Consider the following 17477-nt stretch of genomic DNA (forward strand, 5'->3'; position numbering starts at 1 on the left):
AAATTAAACTAATTTGTCCATTATGGACTTTTAGTTTTATTGGGCAACCACTGGGCGCAAAAAATCTGCAGACCTTCTCCCCTACGTTAGAAGCAACGGTGGTCAGTTTGTCACTGAGCTCACCTTGGCGACCACGGCCCCGCGAGTTTCGACCCATCCTCCTCCAAGCACTTTGTAGAAGGTCACCAGGTTTGTCAGGCGCGACAACTGCGTGCCGATCAGGTCCTGTTGCGCGGTGTAGAGCGAACGTTGCGAGTCCAATACCGTGAGGTAACTGTCGATCCCCTGACTGAAGCGTGCCTGTGACAGCCGATAGCTTCTGGCGGTCGCATCTACCAGCGCTTGCTGTGCATCAAGCTGGCGCCCCAGTGTGCCGCGTTGCGCGAGCGCATCGCTGACTTCGCGAAACGCCGTTTGAATCGCCTTCTCGTAGTCCGCTACATAGATGTCTCGATCCGCTGTGGCGCTGGCCAGGTTGGCTTGGTTGGTACCGCCATCGAAGATCGGCAGCGAGAGTTGCGGCGCGAAACTCCAGGTTCCCGAACCGCCTTTGAACATGTTCGACAAACTCGCGCTTGAAGTCCCCGCCGAAGCCGTGAGGGTAATGCTTGGGTAAAACGCCGCACGGGCGGCGCCGATGTAGGCATTGGCGGCCTTCAGGTCGCGCTCGGCCTTGAGTATGTCGGGGCGGCGTTGCAGAAGGTCCGAGGTCAAGCCGGGCGGGATGTTGGCCAAAGGGCTCGCTTCGGCTGTCGAGCGTTCGGGCAGGGTCTTGGGCAGCAGCGCGGCTGGCAGATCGGCACCGACTACCAGGCGCAATGCGTTCAGGTCCTCGGCGACTTGAGCGGTATATTTTTCCACATCGACGCGTGCCGTTTCGACGCTGGTCTGTGCCTGGCTCAGGGTGAGGGCGGAAGATGAACCCAGGTCGAACATGCGCTGGTCGAGTGCGTAGCTGTCTTGCTGGCTGGTGAGCGTATCGTGCACCAGCTTGAGTCGGTCCTGGTCGGACGCCAGTGTGAGGTAGTCCGTGGCGACTTCCGCGATCAGGCTGATTTGAGTGCTTCGGCGATTCTCAGCCGTGGAGAAGTATTGCTCGAGTGCCTGCGCGCTGAGGCTGCGCAAGCGACCAAACAGGTCCAGTTCGTAGGCACTGAAGCCCAGCGTCGCGCTGTAGCTGTGCGTGACCATGGCCTGGCCCGTCTGGGATTGATCGGCCGGTGTGCGGCTGGCGCTGGAGCTGCCGCTGGCATCGACGCTGGGAAATAACGCCGCGTCTTGAACGCGGTAGGTGGCGCGAGCCTTTTCGATATTGAGCACCGCCACCCTCAGATCGCGGTTGTTGGCCAGGGCCAGCTCGATGACCTTTTGCAGGGACGGGTCGGTGAACACATCGCGCCAGCCCAGGTCAGCGACCGGCACGGTGGGCACTACGCCCTGGTCTTCGGGGAACGTCGCCGGGACGGGCGAGGGTGGAGGCTGGTAGGCCGGTATCAGGCTGCAACCGCTCAACAGAGCCCCCACTACCAGTACAGAACGTGTAAACCGTTGCATATCAGAGACCTTGTGCAGGGGCTGGTTGGGCAGGGGATTGCGTGGATGTCGGCGCAACGGTTTTTGGTTTGAACAGGCGCATCACCAGTACAAAAAACAGCGGAACAAAGACAATCGCCAGGAGCGTGCCGGAGAGCATGCCGCCGATCACTGCGCTGCCCAACGCGTGCTGTGCACCGGCCCCCGCGCCGCTGCCCAATACCATCGGTAACACGCCAAGAATGAATGCCAGGGACGTCATGAGTACCGGACGCAAGCGCATGCGCGCGGCTTCGAGTGCTGAATCCACCAGGCTCTGACCGCCGGCGTAGAGGTCTTTGGCGAACTCCACGATCAGGATGGCGTTTTTCGAGGCGAGGCCAATGGTGGTCAATATCCCGACCTGGAAGTACACGTCGTTCATTTTCCACGTCAGGATTGCGCCGACCAGGGCCCCCAGCACCCCCAGCGGTACTACCAGCACCACTGACAATGGAATCGCCCAGCTCTCATACAGTGCGGCCAGGCACAGGAACACGAACAGGATCGACAGGCTGTACAGCAAGCCGGTCTGGCCGGTCGAGGCTTTTTCCTGGCGCGACAGGCCAGTCCATTCGTAGCCGATGCCGGTCGGCAACTTGGCAACGGCGTCTTGCACGATCGCCAGTGCTTCGCCGCTGGACGCGGCTCCAGGCATGGCCATGCCCAATATCTCTACGGACGGGACGCCGTTATAGCGTTCAAGCCGAGGCGACCCCGAGGCCCACACCGCCTTTGAAAAGGCAGAGAAGGGCACCATGCCGCTGTCACTGTTGCGGATGTACCAGCGATTGATGTCATCGGGGAGCATGCGGTAGGTGGCATCCGCCTGCAGCATGACCTTTTTGACCCTGCCCTTGTCGATGAAGTCATTGACGTAACTGCTGCCCCAGGCAGCCGAGAAATTGTCATTGATATCGGCGATCGACACACCCAGTGCCTGGGCCTTGTCCGGGTCAATCTCGAGCTGCAGTTCAGGCGCGTCTTCCTGGCCGTTGGGCCGCACCGCCACCAGGCGCTTGTCTTTTGCGAGCTCGGCGAGCAGTTGGTTACGCGCACTCATCAAGGCTGCGTGGCCAAGGTTGGCGCGGTCTTGCAGCATCAGGTCGAAGCCGGTGGCATTGCCCAACTCCGCCACGGCCGGCGGGGCGAACGCAAATACCCGTGCGTCCCTGAGCGTCGAAAAGTAAGCCATGGCTTTGCTGGACACACCAGACACACTGAGCGCGTCACCCTTGCGCTCATCCCAGGGCCTGAGTTTGACGAACGCCAGGCCGGTGTTCTGGCCACTGCCGGCAAAGCTGAAGCCGGACACTGTGAACACGCCGGAGACCGCATCTTTCTGATCGACCAGGAAGTGTTGCTCGACCTGATGAATGACTTCATCGGTACGCGCGCCTGTCGCACCGGGTGGCAATTGCACCAGTACGAACAGGGTGCCCTGGTCTTCATCGGGCAGGAAGCCGACCGGCAACTTCATGAAGCCGAAGACCACCGCGCCCAGCACCACGGCGTACACCAGCATGTACCGCCAACCCTTGCCCACGATGTGGCGCACGATGCCTTGGTAGCCAAGGTTGCCTCGGTCAAACGAACGGTTGAACCAGCCGAAGAAACCGGTGGTAGCAGCGCCATGGCCTTGCTCAATGGGTTTGAGTAACGTTGCGCACAGGGCGGGTGTGAGCACCAGCGCTACCAGTACCGACAGCGTCATGGCCGAGACGATGGTGATGGAAAACTGTCGGTAGATCACGCCGCTGGAACCACTGAAAAACGCCATCGGCACAAATACGGCGGCCAGCACCAGGGCGACGCCCACCAAGGCTCCGGTGATCTGGCCCATTGACTTGCGAGTGGCCTCCTTCGGCGATAGCCCTTCCTGGGCCATGATCCGTTCGACGTTTTCCACCACGACAATGGCATCGTCCACCAGCAAACCGATGGCCAGTACCATGGCAAACATGGTCAGCGTATTGATCGTGAAACCGAACGTCGCGAGCACGCCGAAGGTGCCGAGCAGCACCACAGGTACAGCTATCGTCGGAATCAACGTGGCCCTGAAGTTTTGCAGGAACAGGTACATCACCAGGAAAACCAGTGCCACGGCTTCAACCAGGGTACGTACGACCTCCTCGATCGAAATACGCACGAAGGGCGTGGTGTCATAGGGCTTTTGCACGGCCATGCCGGGCGGGAAGAATTGCTCAAGCTCTGCTACCCGGGCGTCTATCGCCTTGACGGTGTCCAGGGCGTTGGCACCCGCGGCGAGCTTGATAGCCAGGCCCGCAGCGGGTTTGGCGTTGTAACGTCCGGCACTGGTGTAGCTTTCACTGCCCAGTTCTATGCGCGCAACGTCACGCAGGCGCACCTGAGAGCCATCAGTCTGGGTGCGCAGCAGGATGTCCTCGAATTCTTTCGCCGTTCTCAGGCGGGTCTGCGAGGTGATCGTCGCGTTGATCTGCTGGTTGCTGGTAGCGGGGAGGGCGCCCAACTGCCCGGCGGAGACCTGGACGTTCTGCGCCTGGATCGCGGTTTTCACATCGGTTGGCGTAAGGCTGAAGTTGGCCAACTGGTCGGGGTTGAGCCAGATGCGCATGGCGTACTGTGAGCCAAACAGCGTGGTGTCGCCCACCCCTTCAACCCGACTGATCGCATCCTGCACGTTGGCGGCCACGTAGTCCGAGAGGTCGGAGCCGCTCATGCTGCCGTCCTCGGAAGTAAACGCCAGGACATTGAGGAAGTTCGTCGCTGACTTTGTCACCGTCAGGCCCTGGTTCTGCACCTCTTGCGGCAACAGCGGTGTTGCCAGCGCGAGCTTGTTCTGAACCTGCACCTGCGCGGTATCGGGGTTGGTGCCGTTCTCGAACGTGAGTGTGATGGTGGCCGAACCGGAGGACTCACTGGTGGATGACATGTAGCTCAACCGGTCCAGCCCCTTCATCTTCTGCTCGATGATCTGGGTGACCGTGTCTTCCAGTGTCTTGGCCGACGCGCCGGGATAGGTGGCAGTAATTGCCACGGCGGGAGGCGCGATATCCGGGTACTGCGCGATCGGCAGCGTGAGGATCGAAAGGATGCCGGCCAGCATCACGAGAATAGCCAGCACCCATGCGAACACCGGGCGATCAATAAAAAAACGTGCCATGAGTAGCTCTCTCGCAGGTCAGTTTGACGCGGTGGCCTTGATGGCTGGCGCAGGGGGGGCAACGTGGGAGGCGTCGTCAGTCGGTTTGGTTACCCACGGTGTGACATTCACCTCCAGGCCCGGCGCGGCGTTTTGCTGGCCGTCGACTACAAGCTGGTCCCCCGGCTCAAGTCCGGCCTGCACCAACCACTGATCGCCTACTGCCCGCTCGGTCTGTAGTGGTCGACGCTGCAGTTTTTTCTCGCTGTCGACGACATAGGCGAACGGCTTGCCCGCACCATCCCTGGAGACCGCTTGCTGGGGCACCAACAGGGCGTTTTCCTTGACGGCCTCCTGCAGTATCGCGCGCACATACATGCCGGGCAGCAGCTCGCCGTCGGGGTTGGGAAATACCGCCCGCAAGGTGATCGTGCCGGTGTTCTGGTCCACGGTGACATCCGAGAATTCCAGGGTGCCCTCGTGCGGATAAGCGCTGCCATCTTCAAGCAGCAATTGCACCTTGGCCGAGTTGGCGCCGCTCTTTTGCAGTTCGCCTCGGGCCATCGCGTGTTTGAGTTGCAGCAGCGCGGTGCTGGATTGGGAGAGGTCGACGTACAGGGGATCCAGCTGTTGGACCGTCGCCAGTTCCGTGGTCTGGCTGGCGGTAACCAGTGTGCCGGGGGTGACGCTCGACTTGCCGATGCGCCCGGAGATCGGTGAATCCACACGGGCGTAAGACAGATTGATACGGCTGCTTTCAACGTCAGCCTTGGCTGATGCTACCTGGGCTTCGTCCTCGCCGAGGGAGGCGCTTGCATCATCGTAGTCCTGTTGGCTGACCGCCTGGATGGCCAGCAATTGCTTATAGCGTTCGGCCTTGAGCCGCGCAGTCTTGAGGGTTGCTTGCGCTTTGGCGAGCGCTGCTAGATTGCTGTCGTGGGTGGCCTTGTAGGTGGCCGGGTCGATTTGATACAGCGCCTGGCCTGCAGTGACATCGCTGCCTTCCTTGAACAGGCGAGTCTTGATGATCCCGGCAACTTGCGGGCGTACCTGCGCGACCAGGTACGCTGAGGTGCGGCCGGGGAGTTGTGTCGTCAGCGCCAGATGCCGGGGTTGCACGGTGATCACCCCCACGGTCGGTTTGCCCTGTGCAGGTGGAGGACCACCCGGCGGCTTGCCGCAGGCGGTGAGAAAGCAAGCAGCAGTACAGGCTGCGAAGAAGCTTAAGAAGTAAGTCAGGGGCGGGCGCAAGGCATTCTCCAGGGCGGGAAGGAGGAAGCGGATTAGTTATTTAAATACCGTACCGTACGGTAATGTATTGAGGTAAATTTGCGCCGTCAACCGGGATGAACGCCCCTGGGGTATCATCCGGGCGTTTGTGGAAGCAGTGGAGCAAGGGTTATGCGAGTCAAGACTGAAGCCAAACGCGAGTCCATCGTCGAGGCTGCAGCGCAGGTTTTTCTGGAGTTCGGCTTTGATGGTGCGTCCATGACGCAGATCGCCACGCGAGTGGGCGGATCAAAGGGGACGTTGTACGGGTACTTCAGCAGTAAGGAGGAGTTGTTTGTCGAGGTCATGCATGGCATGGCCAAGCGTTTCCTGGAGCCCATCTTCGAAGCGTTGCAGAAGGACCATGATGACTTGCGGCATGCATTGCAGCAGTTCGGCGAGCGCACCCTGGCCGTGTTGTGCCTGGAAGCTTCCATTCAGGCACGCCGCGCGATCATCGCGCAGTCGGGTCGCAGTGACATCGGCTTGCGGTTCTACGAGCGGGGCCCGAAAAAAGGCATGCGCGAAGTGGCCAGTTTCCTGACGCGCCGGATCGAGGCGGGCCAGCTCAGGCCGTGCGACCCGGAGGTCGCAGCCTGCCACCTGATGGCACTGTTGGATTCGGAGACCGTCACTCCTTGTCTGTTGGGCGTCAACCGCAAGCCTTCGACCGCCCATATACGAGCAGCGGTAAGTCGTGCGCTGGATACCTTTCTGGCGGGCTATGCGCTCGGGCCTCACAGCGTTGTCCCCTAGGGAAACGCGGCCTGGCTCATTGGGCGGCGCTGGCCGTTTCACGGTAGAGCCTGGGCGGCATGCCGAATGCTGCCTTGAAATGGCGACTGAAGTGAGCGCTGCTGCCATAGCCCCAGGCGTAAGCAATGTCGGTGAGCGAGCGATGGCTGAGGTCACGGTTGCGTAGGTCTTGCGCGCAGCGCGCCACGCGGCGTTGCCAGATGTACTCGCTGACACTGCAACCGAATTCGTCCTGGAATGCCCGATGCAGACTGCGCACGGAGCAGTGTTCGGCAAACGCGATGCGCTCGATGCTCAGGTCGCGGTCGGCCAGGTGAAGTTCGATATAGCGCTTGAGGCGGTTCTGCTTGTAGTGACGGAAGTCGTGTTCGAGCTTCTTCTCTTCCTGCTTGTTGCCCAGCGCATTGTTCAAAAGCCCGACGATACTGTCGCCGATCAGCGCCGCCGACTGGCTGTTCAGCAGCGGATATTGGCTGTAGGCGTCAACGATAAGGTGCATCAACATCCGCCCAAGCCCGTTGCGTGCGCTGATATGCAGGTCGTCAGCGTCCAGTGCCTGCCCGGCGCCTTCGTTGAACAACAGGATGAAGTGCTCACAGCCTTGTGGGCTGCTGACGTTGAATGGTTGGGCGCAGTCAACCACCAGCAACTCGTCGGGCGCCAAGGCGTTGCTGTGCTTGCCTTGCTGGAAATGACTGACGCCGGCGGTTTGCAGAATCAACATGCGTGACGTATCGGGTGCCTCGACTGCTTTGCTCAGGTGACGGGAGTAGCGGTGCGCGCTGGCGGTCATGCGGCAAAAACGCAGTTTTCCAAGATCGCCGTATTCCAGGCGGCCCTGGAAATCGGCATCGTGCAAAGGTTCGATGTAGGTGGACTCGAGGCGCTTGATGTACTCCGGCGTGCGGCCGAGGTTGTCACTCATAAACTCCTTCCACTTCATCAGGCGGTCGGAGCGCATCACTTGATCGGTAGAAACGCAGGCTAGATTGCTCATGGTTCGCCTCTTTTTATTGTTATGGGGTGGGCCACACCGGGTGGGCCCACCCTGTTTCCTAGAAGGGGTAGTGGTGGCTCCCGGCTTGCCAGGTCACCCAGTGCGCACGGGTGAATTCATCCAGGGCATAGTGACCGTTGAAGCGTCCCAGCCCGGAGTTCTTTTCGCCACCGAACGGAGCATTGGGCTGGTCGTCCACAGTGATGTCGTTAATGTGCGTCATCCCAGCCACGATGCCACGGGAAAAATTCAGCGCGCGGGCCATATCTTTACTGAACACGGCGCTGGACAGCCCATATTCGCTGGCGTTGGCCAGGGTCAGGGCATGTGCCTCATTGTCGGCGATCAATATTGGCAGCAAGGGCCCGAAGGTTTCATCGTGCGCCAGTTCGTGGTCGAAAGGGACATCCCCGTATACATGGGGCGGCAGCACCAGCCCGGACGCGGGGCCACCGTGCAGTTTCTTCAGGCTCGCGCTGTCGGCGGCATTGACCTTGCGCAGCAGGCCGTCCAACTGGCTGCGGTTGATCACCGGGCCAATCACTGTATCGGCGAGGTTAGGGTTGCCGGTTTTCAAGTTGCGCACGCGCTCCACCACCAACGCGCTGAAGTCGGCGTAGAGCGAACGGTCCACAATCACCCGATTGACGCTCATGCAGATCTGGCCCTGATGCAGGAAGCGTCCGACCACTGCTGCATGCGCGGCAAGGTCGATATCCGCATCATCGAGCACCACCAGCGGCGCGTTGCCGCCAAGCTCCAGGGCGACCCGCTTGATGTGCTGGCCGCCGGTGGCGATGCGCCCGACATTGCGCCCGACATCGGTAGACCCGGTAAATGAGATCAGGCTGGGAACGGGGTGCCCCACAAAGGCATCGCCGATTTCCGAGCCGGCGCCGACCACTACATTGAGCGTGCCCTCGGGAAAACCCGCTTCTTCGAACAGGTGCGCAATCAGCAGGCCGCCGGTCACGGCCGTGTCGCTGGCCGGTTTAAGGACCACCGTATTGCCCAGTGCCAACGCCGGAACCACCGAACGCATGCTCAAGTACAGGGGGAAGTTCCAGGGGCTGATGACCCCAATCACCCCGAGCGGCTCACGGAACACGAAGCTTTGTTCGCCGGGCTTGTAGCTGCTCAGGATGCGCCCCTCCACCTGCATGGGCAGCGCAATGCATTCACGCACCAGGTTCAGGGTGAATTGCCACTCCATGGTCGCCTTGATACGGGTACTGCCGGACTCGCGAATCAGCCAGTCGATGATCTCTTCGCGGCGTTGCTGGATGACGTGAGCGAGCTTTTCCAGCTGGGCGCCCCGTGTGGTTGGATGCAACTGCGCCCACGGGGTTTGTGCGCGTTGTGCTGCTGCGTAGGCCGCGTCGAGGTCGGCAACGCTGGCCAGGGGCATTTCGAGCAATGTCTCGCCGTTGAAAGGATTGCGATCGTCCAGCCGTGCTGAGGAACGACCGGTGTGCCAGGTGCCGTCGATGAACTGGTCGCCATTGAGGGCGTAAGGGGTTGGGCGTTGGGCAGTCATGGTTTTACCTTTGGGTCAGTGGGGCACGTGGTTTCAGAGCGAGACGGGCTCAGGTTCTGATCCACGCGCGGCCCCAGGAATTGAGGGTGTGTTCTTCTTGCGGCCAAGTGCCAGGAGGGTCGCTCGCTTCGGTGATTTGCAGCTCCGCCGAGAACTCCAGCCGGTTGCGATCGGCATCCACCACCATGAAGAACAGGTTGTCGCCCGGCCCATGACGACCGGGGCCAAAGAAAATGCTGATGCGCTCCTTGGCAAAGCGATCACCCCAGTCTCGAATGTCATTCCATTCATTGGTTTCGTAACAGTGATGATCCCACTCGTTTTTCGAGCCGCGGAAGAACGCCAGCGAATGGTGCTCATCGTCCGAACGCAGGAAGCACACCATCAACAGGCCGCTCTGTTGGTCGACCACGCTGTCGGACACCGTGAAGCCAACGGTGTTGACGTAGAACTCAATCATCGCTTCCAGCTCGGTGGTCTGGAACACCACATGCTGCAGGCGGCCGGGCATGCCGGGTGGGGTGGCATGGGTGTGTGCCTGGGATACGCCAAAAATCGTCTGGCGACCTTGAGGATCGCGTATTGCAAAGGCGCCCGGGGCGAGCAGTGGCGAGCTGATGTCTTCGGTGGTGCAGTTGCGCTCGCGCAGGCGGCGGTACAGCATGGCGAGTTTCTCTGGGCATGCCAGGTCATACGCCGCCGCCAGCAGGCCGCTGTGCTCGGCCGGGGAGAGCAGCATGGCGCGATTAGGTCCCCTGAGTAGCCAGTGGCCGTCGGCTTGAGGCTGGCCCTGCATGTCCATCATGCGTTGATAGAAGTCGATCTGCCGTTGCGGGTCTTTGCTCGCCAGGTGCAAGTAGCACAGGCGAGCCGGGGTGGACGTTTGCAATGTGTTCATACGCACCTCTCGAGCGTAACGGGCGTTGTGATGGACGGTCGGGGCGTGCGATCGCCCGCGGGCACGGCACCCAGCAAGGACTGCAAGGCCTCGGCAGTGATTGTCTCGGTGGCGCTGTGGAAAATCGCGGCGATGTAGCGATCAGGCCGCAGCAGGAAGAAGCTGGCGCTGGCGCCGAGCAATGCCTCGAGCGCCCCGGCGTGATCGTGCAATACCGTGCAGCCCGGCAGGGCAGGCGGCTTGCTGACGGAACCTGGCAGGATCAGAATCCGCTTCACCTCCAAGTGCGCCCAGAGCGGGTGTTGCAATTGATCCAGGCGTTCGCGATGAGGGTCTCCGTATTGGACCAGGGCGAAACCTGCACCGATGTAATCGTCGAGCAGACGTTCAGTGCCCTGGCTGTCGGTGAGGCTGGGCTGGGGGAACATCTGCCCGCTGCGCACGCCGCCCGCGGCACCGGCGGTGAGCACCAGGCCTTGGCGCAGCCGTGGTTTTGGCTTGAAGCGCATCTGCAGGAAGTAGTCACGCAGCGGCGGTACCCGCCCGATCAGCGAGAATGCACCACTGATCAATCGCGCCCGCAGCACGGTAGCGGGCGCCATCACCACCCCGAGGTTCAGCGCGAGCTTGATCAATGCCCACGCGTGATCGCGGCGTTCGCTTTCGTAGGTGAGCAAAACGGCCGGGGCCATTTTCCCGGTCAGTACGCCGATCAGTTTCCAGGCCAGGTTATGGGCATCGCGCACGCCGCTGTTCATGCCTTGTCCGGCATAGGGCGGCGTGAGGTGTGCCGCGTCACCGGCGAGCAACACACGGTTGACTTGCCAGCGTTCGGCGATGCGGGCGTGAAAGGTGTACACGGTTTTACGCACGATGGAGAGCGGTGCATCGCCCTTGAACGGGCGTAGCAAAGCTTGCAATCGCGCTTGGCTGAGCATCTGCGCGTCGCTTTCGCCGTCCTTGAGCATGAACTCGAAGCGCCGCGTGCGATGCGGGCCGGGGACCTCGACGATCGGGCGGCGCGCATCGCAGTACACGCGGGTTTGCCAGAACGGGTCATCGTCCTGATCGGTGTCCACCACCAGCCAGCGCGAGGCGAAGCTGGAGCCGACCATATTGATCCCAAGCTGTTTACGCACCGGGCTGCGCCCACCATCACAGGCGATCAGGTAGTCGGCCTGCACTTCCAGCAGTTCCTTGTTGGCGTCCACGACCAGCGCGCGCACGCCGTGCTCGTCCTGGGTGAACTCCAGCAGTTCGTGGCTGAAGCGTGCAGTCAGGCAAGCGAAACGCTGCAGGCCGGCCCTCAACGTGCTTTCGAACAGCGGTTGGCGGAACGCATTGCGCTTGGGAAAACCGTATAGCTTGCCGCTGGGTTCGACCTTGCCGAAGCACCGCCCGCCAGGGCGCGTAAAGTAATGCACGCCATAGCCGGCCACCACGTCCGCCAGCACCGCCTGGCTCAAGCCCATGGCCTGCATGGTGCGCAACGACTCATCATCGATCGAGACCGCGCGAGGCTCGGTGACGGTGCCCGGTTTGCTGTCGATAATCCAGGCATCCACGCCGGCCTGGCCCAGCAGGTTGGCCAGGGTCAGCCCGGTAGGGCCGGCACCGACGATCAGGACACGGGTATTGATACTGTTCAGGGTTGTCATTGTTGTTCCCCTACGACTGCATCAGTCCAATGGCTTGGAGGATGGGTTGGCGCTGTGGGTCAGCGCGAGCATGTGCCGCGAGAGGGTGTGGGCCAGCGCGACCATCTGCTCACCCTGTTCCTGCTCCAGCGCCTTGTGCCGCTCGGCTGCCGGGCGCACGCAACTGAGGCTGCCCACCACCTTGCCGTCGCCGTCGAATATCGGTGCGGCCAGGCCGTACACGCCGGGGTCGACTTCGCCTGCACTGGCCACATAGCCCTGGCGCCGCAAGCGTTGCAGCGAGCGGCGGAAGTCTTCCCAGGTGGCACCCAGGTTGCTGGCGCGCACCTCGTCAGGGTGCTCGAGAAACAGCTGGCTGTGCTGGCGGGCGTTCATGTGCGCAAGGATGGCTTTTGAGGTCGCGCCCATGAACAACGGCCGTGGCGAACCACGGGAATAGCTGACGGTGCTGGCCAATTCACCGCACTGGTGAACACACACCACTTGGTCCTTGAACAACCGGCAGATCAGCCAGACTTGTTGCTCACTCCAGCCTGGCAGGTTGGCCTCCAGTTGCTGAGCGGCGCGTACCAGCGGGTCGCTGAGCCGCAGTTGACGGTCCCAGGTAATGATCCTGGCTCCCAGTGCATAGCGCCCGGCCTCGACCTGGAACAACAGATTGGTCTCGGCCAGTTCACGCACGTAGCGGTAGGCGGTGGAGCGGGTAAACCCCAGCGCGCTGACCATGTCGTCGACCGCCCAGATCGGCTGCGCCTCGGTAAACAGATCCAGCACGCGCAGCATGCGCTCCAGGCTGGAACCCTTGGTGTCGCGCTCTGGTGGTTGGGATGATTCATCGATCAGGGTCATGGTTTATTGCTCGTCGACGATGGTGTTACGCAGGGTGCCGATGCGCGAGATCTCCACTTCCACCACATCACCGGGCTGCATCCACACCGGCGGCTCGCGGAAGGCTCCAACCCCGCCGGTGGTGCCGCTGACAATCACGTCACCGGGGGCGAGTTCGGTAAAGGTGGAGCAGTATTCGATCAGTGCGCCGACGTCGAAGATCATGTCGCGCGTGGACGTGTGCTGCATGACCTCGCCGTTGAGCCGGGTGGTCAATTCGAGGTTCTGCGGGTCGCTGATTTCGTCACGGGTTACCAGCCACGGGCCAAACCCGCCGGTGCTCGGGAAGTTCTTGCCGGGGACGAATTGAAGGGTGTGCTTTTGCCAATCGCGCACGCTGCCATCGTTGTAGCAGGCGTAGCCGGCGACGTAATCGAGGGCGTCGGCTTTGCGGATGTGGCGCGCGGTCTTGCCAATGATGATGGCGAGTTCGCCCTCGAAATCCAGCTTGTGCGAGACCGTCGGCCGCACGATGGGTTGCAGGTGAGCGGTCTGGCTGTCGGCAAATCGCGTGAAAATCATTGGGTAAACCGGCATGTCACGCCCGGTTTCGCGCACGTGGGTCGCGTAGTTGATGCCGATGCACAGCACCTTGCCGGGGTTTGGAATGACCGGCAGCAGCGTCACGCCGGCCAGTGCCCGGCGCGGCAGGCTCGACACCTGCTCATCGCTCACCGACCCCAGGCGGCCGAGGGCAAGCGCCTGCTTGAGATCCGCGCCGAGGGTATTTTTCATCGATTCCAGATCAGCCACCTGGTCGCCTTCGACGATGCCATAGGTGGGACGGCCTTCAACGGTGAAGCTTGCAAGTTTCATTCGATAGTCCTTGTTGGCGAGGGAAGCGTGGACAGAATTTCACTCTATTCGCGCTTAAAAATCCTGTAAAGCGGGATTTTTCTTAAATCCCAAATTGCAGAAAAAATGTATATTTTTTGCCTTCGCGCAGCCGCGTGCCTGCCTTCGGGAGCAGGCCATTCGGTGTGCTGGCGGTCGGGTCTAGCCCAGGGTTATCCCTGTGCCCAGCAGCCGTGCAGGGACATGCGCATCCGTAACGGAACCTTGATCCGCGCAATGGGCCCGCTGGCCATGTCTCGCGAATCCAGGATCACCAGTTCGCTGCGCGCCTGGTCCAGCACATTCAGCAGTGCGACCACGTAACCGTCGGCCTCTTCGGCATCCGCGGAACGAGGGATGAATATGGGCTCCTGGAAGCAACTGTTGTCCCCTGGGAACCAGGCGTCGGTGCTGCCCGTCTTGAGGTTCAGATGGGCCAACTGGTTGAAAAACTGAAAGGGCATGGGTCCGTTTGCGGGGTTGTAGGGCAGTGTCGGATCAAAAGCGAGCACAAAGCCGTGTTCGTACGGGCGACCCAGATAGCGCTCATCGCAGCGGGGAAACTCACACATGTAGTCGGTCAACGGTTGCGGCTCGACGTCATCCCGCGCGTCGTTCAGATCAAACGTCCAGCGCATCAGGCTCGAAGGCAGGTCCTCGGGGGCGGGCACCGCACCGTCCGCCTGGGGGAAGAAATAAAACACGTTGCCGCCAGTAACCGGCATGTCCACGTACACTTTGCCGTCTTGATCGAAGGCATTGAGGGTGTGGCCTTGAAAGCTGTCCTTGGGTCCTTTGAACCAGCGGATAGCCTGCGCGTTGCCATTGCGCGGCAGCACGGCAAACAACTGCGGCAGATCAGGTTGCCACTGAAAATGCGGCCCGCCGTTTTTCATGCGTTCTACATCGACGGTCAGCGGAATCAGTGGGAACACGACGTAGTGCTCGGTGACCGCAAAGTCATGCACCATCGCCGCATAAGGTGCCTGGAACCAGATCTCTTTGAGCAGATTGCCGTCGGGTGAGAGTTCGAAATACGCCATATCCGGCGTGCCGTCACCTTTGGCTTCATAACTGAAGGCCAGCAGGTTGCCGGTGACGGGGTCGATCTTGGGGTGGGCGGTAAAGGTCGCCGACTTGATTTGCCCGGCAAAATCCCATTCGCCCAGGGTTTCCAGGGTTTGCAGGTCCATGGCCCAGGGCAGGGCGTCCTCCTTGAGTGCGAGCAGCCTGCCGTTGTGAGGGATCACCGACGTATTGGCGGTGGTGTTGTTTTTGGCCGCCAGTGGGTCATTGGTGTACGCGTTTCGATAGACGCCATTGAGGGAGCGGCCTTCACGGCGCTGCGCGAGCAAGCGATCGGTCTTCACGTAGCGTCGCCGCAGGGACACCTTGCCGTCAGCAAAATAGAAACCGCTGACTATCCCGTCACCGTTGAAAAACATATCGCTGCCCAGCATGGGCGGGTATTGCGGGTCGGGGGCCACCTGATAGAAGACGCCTAGGATGGACGTGGGAAGGGTGCCTTCGACCTCAAGGTCCAGCACCTCGGCTTCGACACGACTGGGGCTATACAGCGCCCCGGAAAATTCAGGGGTTTGCGGGAATCGGGTACTCATGGCTACGACCTCATGTGCGCAGTATTTATTTATCGAGCAGGCCGGCGGGCAGCGCAGGCGCGTCGGGTGTTGAAGGGCCGGACGCGCGGCGAAAACGGGCAACCATCCAGCAGGAGATGACCAGGGCGACGATATACGCCGAGGCCGCCAGCCAGCCGACCGCACGGAAGTGTCCGTCACCGACGACCAGGGCCGCGCCAAACGGGCCGAGGCCCTGGCCCACGAAGATCGCAGCATTGCCCAGGCCTGCGAGTCGGCCGCTCGCGTCCAACTCGGCCGCCATCGAGAGCAGGTAGGGAAGGCTGAAGAACCAGACCATATGGATCAGGCATGCCGTGGTGGCGAACGCCATGGGGCTGTCGCCGTAGACCATGATCAGCGTGGCCATCACCGCCGTGCCGAACCCCAGCAACTGCGGAAACAGCAGCCCCAGGCGTCGCCCGATAAGGCCCGCCAGCGCAGCACCGAGTGCCCCGGCAAGAATACTGCCACCCAGGATGGCGCCGATCTGCTGGGGCTCCAGGCCGATACTTTTGCCGATGCGCTCCTGATACACCCACAGCGCAGAATGGCCAAAAAACAACAGCGCAAACAGCCCGATCAACAAGAGTGACGTCAGGCCGAACGGCTGGGCCAGCCGCGCCGGCGCACCGTCGGCGGGGGTGTACTGCGCAGGCACGCGCCCGCAGCCGAGCAGGGCCAAGGCACTGGCGCCGGCCAGCAGGTAAAACGCGCCGTTGACGCCAAAGGCCATGAGCACCGCTGGCATCGAGGTCACCAGCAACATGCCCCAGAACAGATTGCCGATATTGATCACCGCGAACGTCGCGTCCTTGGCTGTGCGCAGTGCCGCCGAGGCATACACCACCGCCATCACCGCGCCGCCGCTGGCGCCAGAGACGATGCGGCACAGCAGCAGCGATGTTTCGCTGTGGAACCGGGTACTCGCCAGATTGGCGCAGACCAGCACCAGCAAGGCGAGCTGCGCCACCCAGCGGCGATTGACGCGGGTCATCAACAGGGCAAACACCCCGCAGGTGAGCGCCATGGCAATCAGTTCGCCTGCGAAAATCCTACCGATGGCATTGAGCGGGATACCGAGCTGATCGATAAAAGCCCCGCCCAGAATCGGTTGAATCTGCAAGGTGCCAAGGGACGTGACCATCATCAGGCAAATAGCCGCCAGGGATGTTTTGCTGTCGATGCCAGCGGATGCATTCATGAATGCAGTACCTCTATAGGGTGAGCGAGCGCTTGTCGGTCAGAAGGTGTGGGCGTAACGAACCTGCACGGCATAGTCCTGCCGGGAGCGGTTCTCGACACCGGTTTCCTTGTAAGTGTTGAGCCAGAAGCCTTGGCCTTCACTGATTTTCCAGAACATGCCGGGGCCTATGCCCAGCACTTTTTCCCGCGAGTCGCTCAGCCGGTCGCCGTTGATCTGGTCGTCGGTGATCTGCCGGAAGTAATAGCCGTTGATCCCCACCGACACGTTGGGGATGACTTCATAGGACGCCGTGAAGTTGGCCCAGGCCGACTGCCCGGCGCGGCTGTCGCTCACCGGTTTGCCCTCGAAGGAATCCTGCGAACTGCTGGCCGGGTCGCGGTTCTTGAAGTTGTACAGGTAATGCAGGCGCCAACTGACTTCCCAGCGCGGTGCCGGCATCCAGGTTGCGGCCCAGTAGGGGTTCAGGGAGTAATAGTTCGACCCTGGGTTGAGGTCTTTGTGTTTGTCGTATTTACCGGTCGGCAGGATCGTGTCAAAGGCCACCCGCTGCACGAACACCGGGCGCCCGTGCGCATCGACGATAGGATCGAATTGGATCTGCGGCCCGACGGTGACATCGCCAAGCCCCGTGGCGTTGTCTTGCAGCGCCGGTCCATTACTGCCAAAGGTGGCATCCAGTGACACGACGGGTACCAGCAAGCTCCAGCCCAGGTGCGCGCCGCCGCCAATGGTGTCGGGCGAGTAGTAGCTGAGCTGGTTGATCAGCGTGATCACGTTGATTTTGGGATTGTCGAAGGCGCCGTTGGCCTTGCCGCTGTTGGTCCTGAGACTGCTGGCGGTGCTGAACTTCAAGTAGGTGAGATGGGACAGGCCGGGCGGCCCGGCAAAACCATCGTAGAAACTGGTGCCGCCGAGGTTGATGCCACTGGGCTCGGTCACCGAGGGCGCTGGCGGCCCATCGGCGGCGAATACAATTGACGAGGCGAAGCTGAGCACCAGGCTCGCTGGCAAGTATTTGAGTGGGCTCATTGACGTGGCTCTATTATTGGAATTGTGAGCAGAGGGAACTCCCTCGCACAATCACCCTAAGCCAAACCCCG

The 17477-nt window shown here is 61.4% G+C and carries 13 protein-coding genes; 1 reads left to right on the top strand and 12 read right to left on the bottom strand.

The features are described from left to right. Positions 1-102: 102 nt before the first annotated feature. From adeC to C8K58_RS25815, 3 genes are read right to left on the bottom strand one after another with little or no spacing between them, the layout of a single operon-like run. Positions 103-1554 (bottom strand): AdeC/AdeK/OprM family multidrug efflux complex outer membrane factor, encoded by a 1452-nt coding sequence (adeC, locus tag C8K58_RS25805; protein WP_108574584.1) that lies wholly within the window; start codon positions 1552-1554, stop codon positions 103-105. Between the two features lies 1 nt (position 1555). Next, on the bottom strand, positions 1556-4717 hold the full coding sequence (locus C8K58_RS25810; RefSeq protein WP_108574585.1) for an efflux RND transporter permease subunit: 3162 nt from the start codon (positions 4715-4717) through the stop codon (positions 1556-1558). An 18-nt stretch (positions 4718-4735) separates the two neighbouring features. Continuing rightward, positions 4736-5947 (bottom strand): efflux RND transporter periplasmic adaptor subunit, encoded by a 1212-nt coding sequence (locus C8K58_RS25815; protein ID WP_051429292.1) that lies wholly within the window; start codon positions 5945-5947, stop codon positions 4736-4738. 150 nt (positions 5948-6097) lie between these two features. On the opposite strand from C8K58_RS25815, the gene C8K58_RS25820 reads away from it, so the two are divergent. Further along, on the top strand, positions 6098-6721 hold the full coding sequence (locus C8K58_RS25820) for a TetR/AcrR family transcriptional regulator (protein WP_027603540.1): 624 nt from the start codon (positions 6098-6100) through the stop codon (positions 6719-6721). 16 nt (positions 6722-6737) lie between these two features. On the opposite strand, the gene C8K58_RS25825 is transcribed toward C8K58_RS25820, so the two are convergent. From C8K58_RS25825 to C8K58_RS25865, 9 genes are all read right to left on the bottom strand, one after another. Further along, positions 6738-7718, bottom strand: a complete 981-nt coding sequence (locus C8K58_RS25825) for a helix-turn-helix domain-containing protein (RefSeq protein WP_027603541.1) — start codon at positions 7716-7718, stop codon at positions 6738-6740. A gap of 58 nt (positions 7719-7776) precedes the next feature. Then, positions 7777-9255: an aldehyde dehydrogenase family protein gene (locus C8K58_RS25830; RefSeq protein WP_027603542.1), complete on the bottom strand. Its 1479-nt coding sequence runs from the start codon at positions 9253-9255 to the stop codon at positions 7777-7779. Positions 9256-9304: 49 nt separating this feature from the next. Continuing rightward, positions 9305-10153 (bottom strand): VOC family protein, encoded by an 849-nt coding sequence (locus C8K58_RS25835; protein WP_027603543.1) that lies wholly within the window; start codon positions 10151-10153, stop codon positions 9305-9307. Next, positions 10150-11811, bottom strand: coding sequence for a bifunctional 3-(3-hydroxy-phenyl)propionate/3-hydroxycinnamic acid hydroxylase (locus tag C8K58_RS25840; RefSeq protein ID WP_027603544.1), 1662 nt, complete (start codon positions 11809-11811; stop codon positions 10150-10152). Before C8K58_RS25840 ends, C8K58_RS25835 begins: the two co-directional genes overlap by 4 nt. Positions 11812-11832: 21 nt before the next feature. Next, positions 11833-12660: an IclR family transcriptional regulator gene (locus C8K58_RS25845; protein ID WP_027603545.1), complete on the bottom strand. Its 828-nt coding sequence runs from the start codon at positions 12658-12660 to the stop codon at positions 11833-11835. Between the two features lie 3 nt (positions 12661-12663). After that, positions 12664-13515: a fumarylacetoacetate hydrolase family protein gene (locus tag C8K58_RS25850; protein ID WP_027603546.1), complete on the bottom strand. Its 852-nt coding sequence runs from the start codon at positions 13513-13515 to the stop codon at positions 12664-12666. A 191-nt stretch (positions 13516-13706) separates the two neighbouring features. After that, complete coding sequence (locus tag C8K58_RS25855) at positions 13707-15152, bottom strand: carotenoid oxygenase family protein (RefSeq protein ID WP_027603547.1); 1446 nt, start codon at positions 15150-15152, stop codon at positions 13707-13709. A 25-nt stretch (positions 15153-15177) separates the two neighbouring features. Then, the gene (locus C8K58_RS25860) at positions 15178-16374 is read right to left on the bottom strand and encodes an MFS transporter (RefSeq protein ID WP_027603548.1); all 1197 of its coding nucleotides are present in this window, start codon (positions 16372-16374) and stop codon (positions 15178-15180) included. A gap of 39 nt (positions 16375-16413) precedes the next feature. Continuing rightward, on the bottom strand, positions 16414-17406 hold the full coding sequence (locus C8K58_RS25865; RefSeq protein WP_027603549.1) for a transporter: 993 nt from the start codon (positions 17404-17406) through the stop codon (positions 16414-16416). Positions 17407-17477 lie beyond the last annotated feature (71 nt).

Origin of the sequence: Pseudomonas sp. GV047 (assembly GCF_003058245.1) — a bacterium.
In the GTDB taxonomy this organism is placed as follows: domain Bacteria; phylum Pseudomonadota; class Gammaproteobacteria; order Pseudomonadales; family Pseudomonadaceae; genus Aquipseudomonas; species Aquipseudomonas marginalis.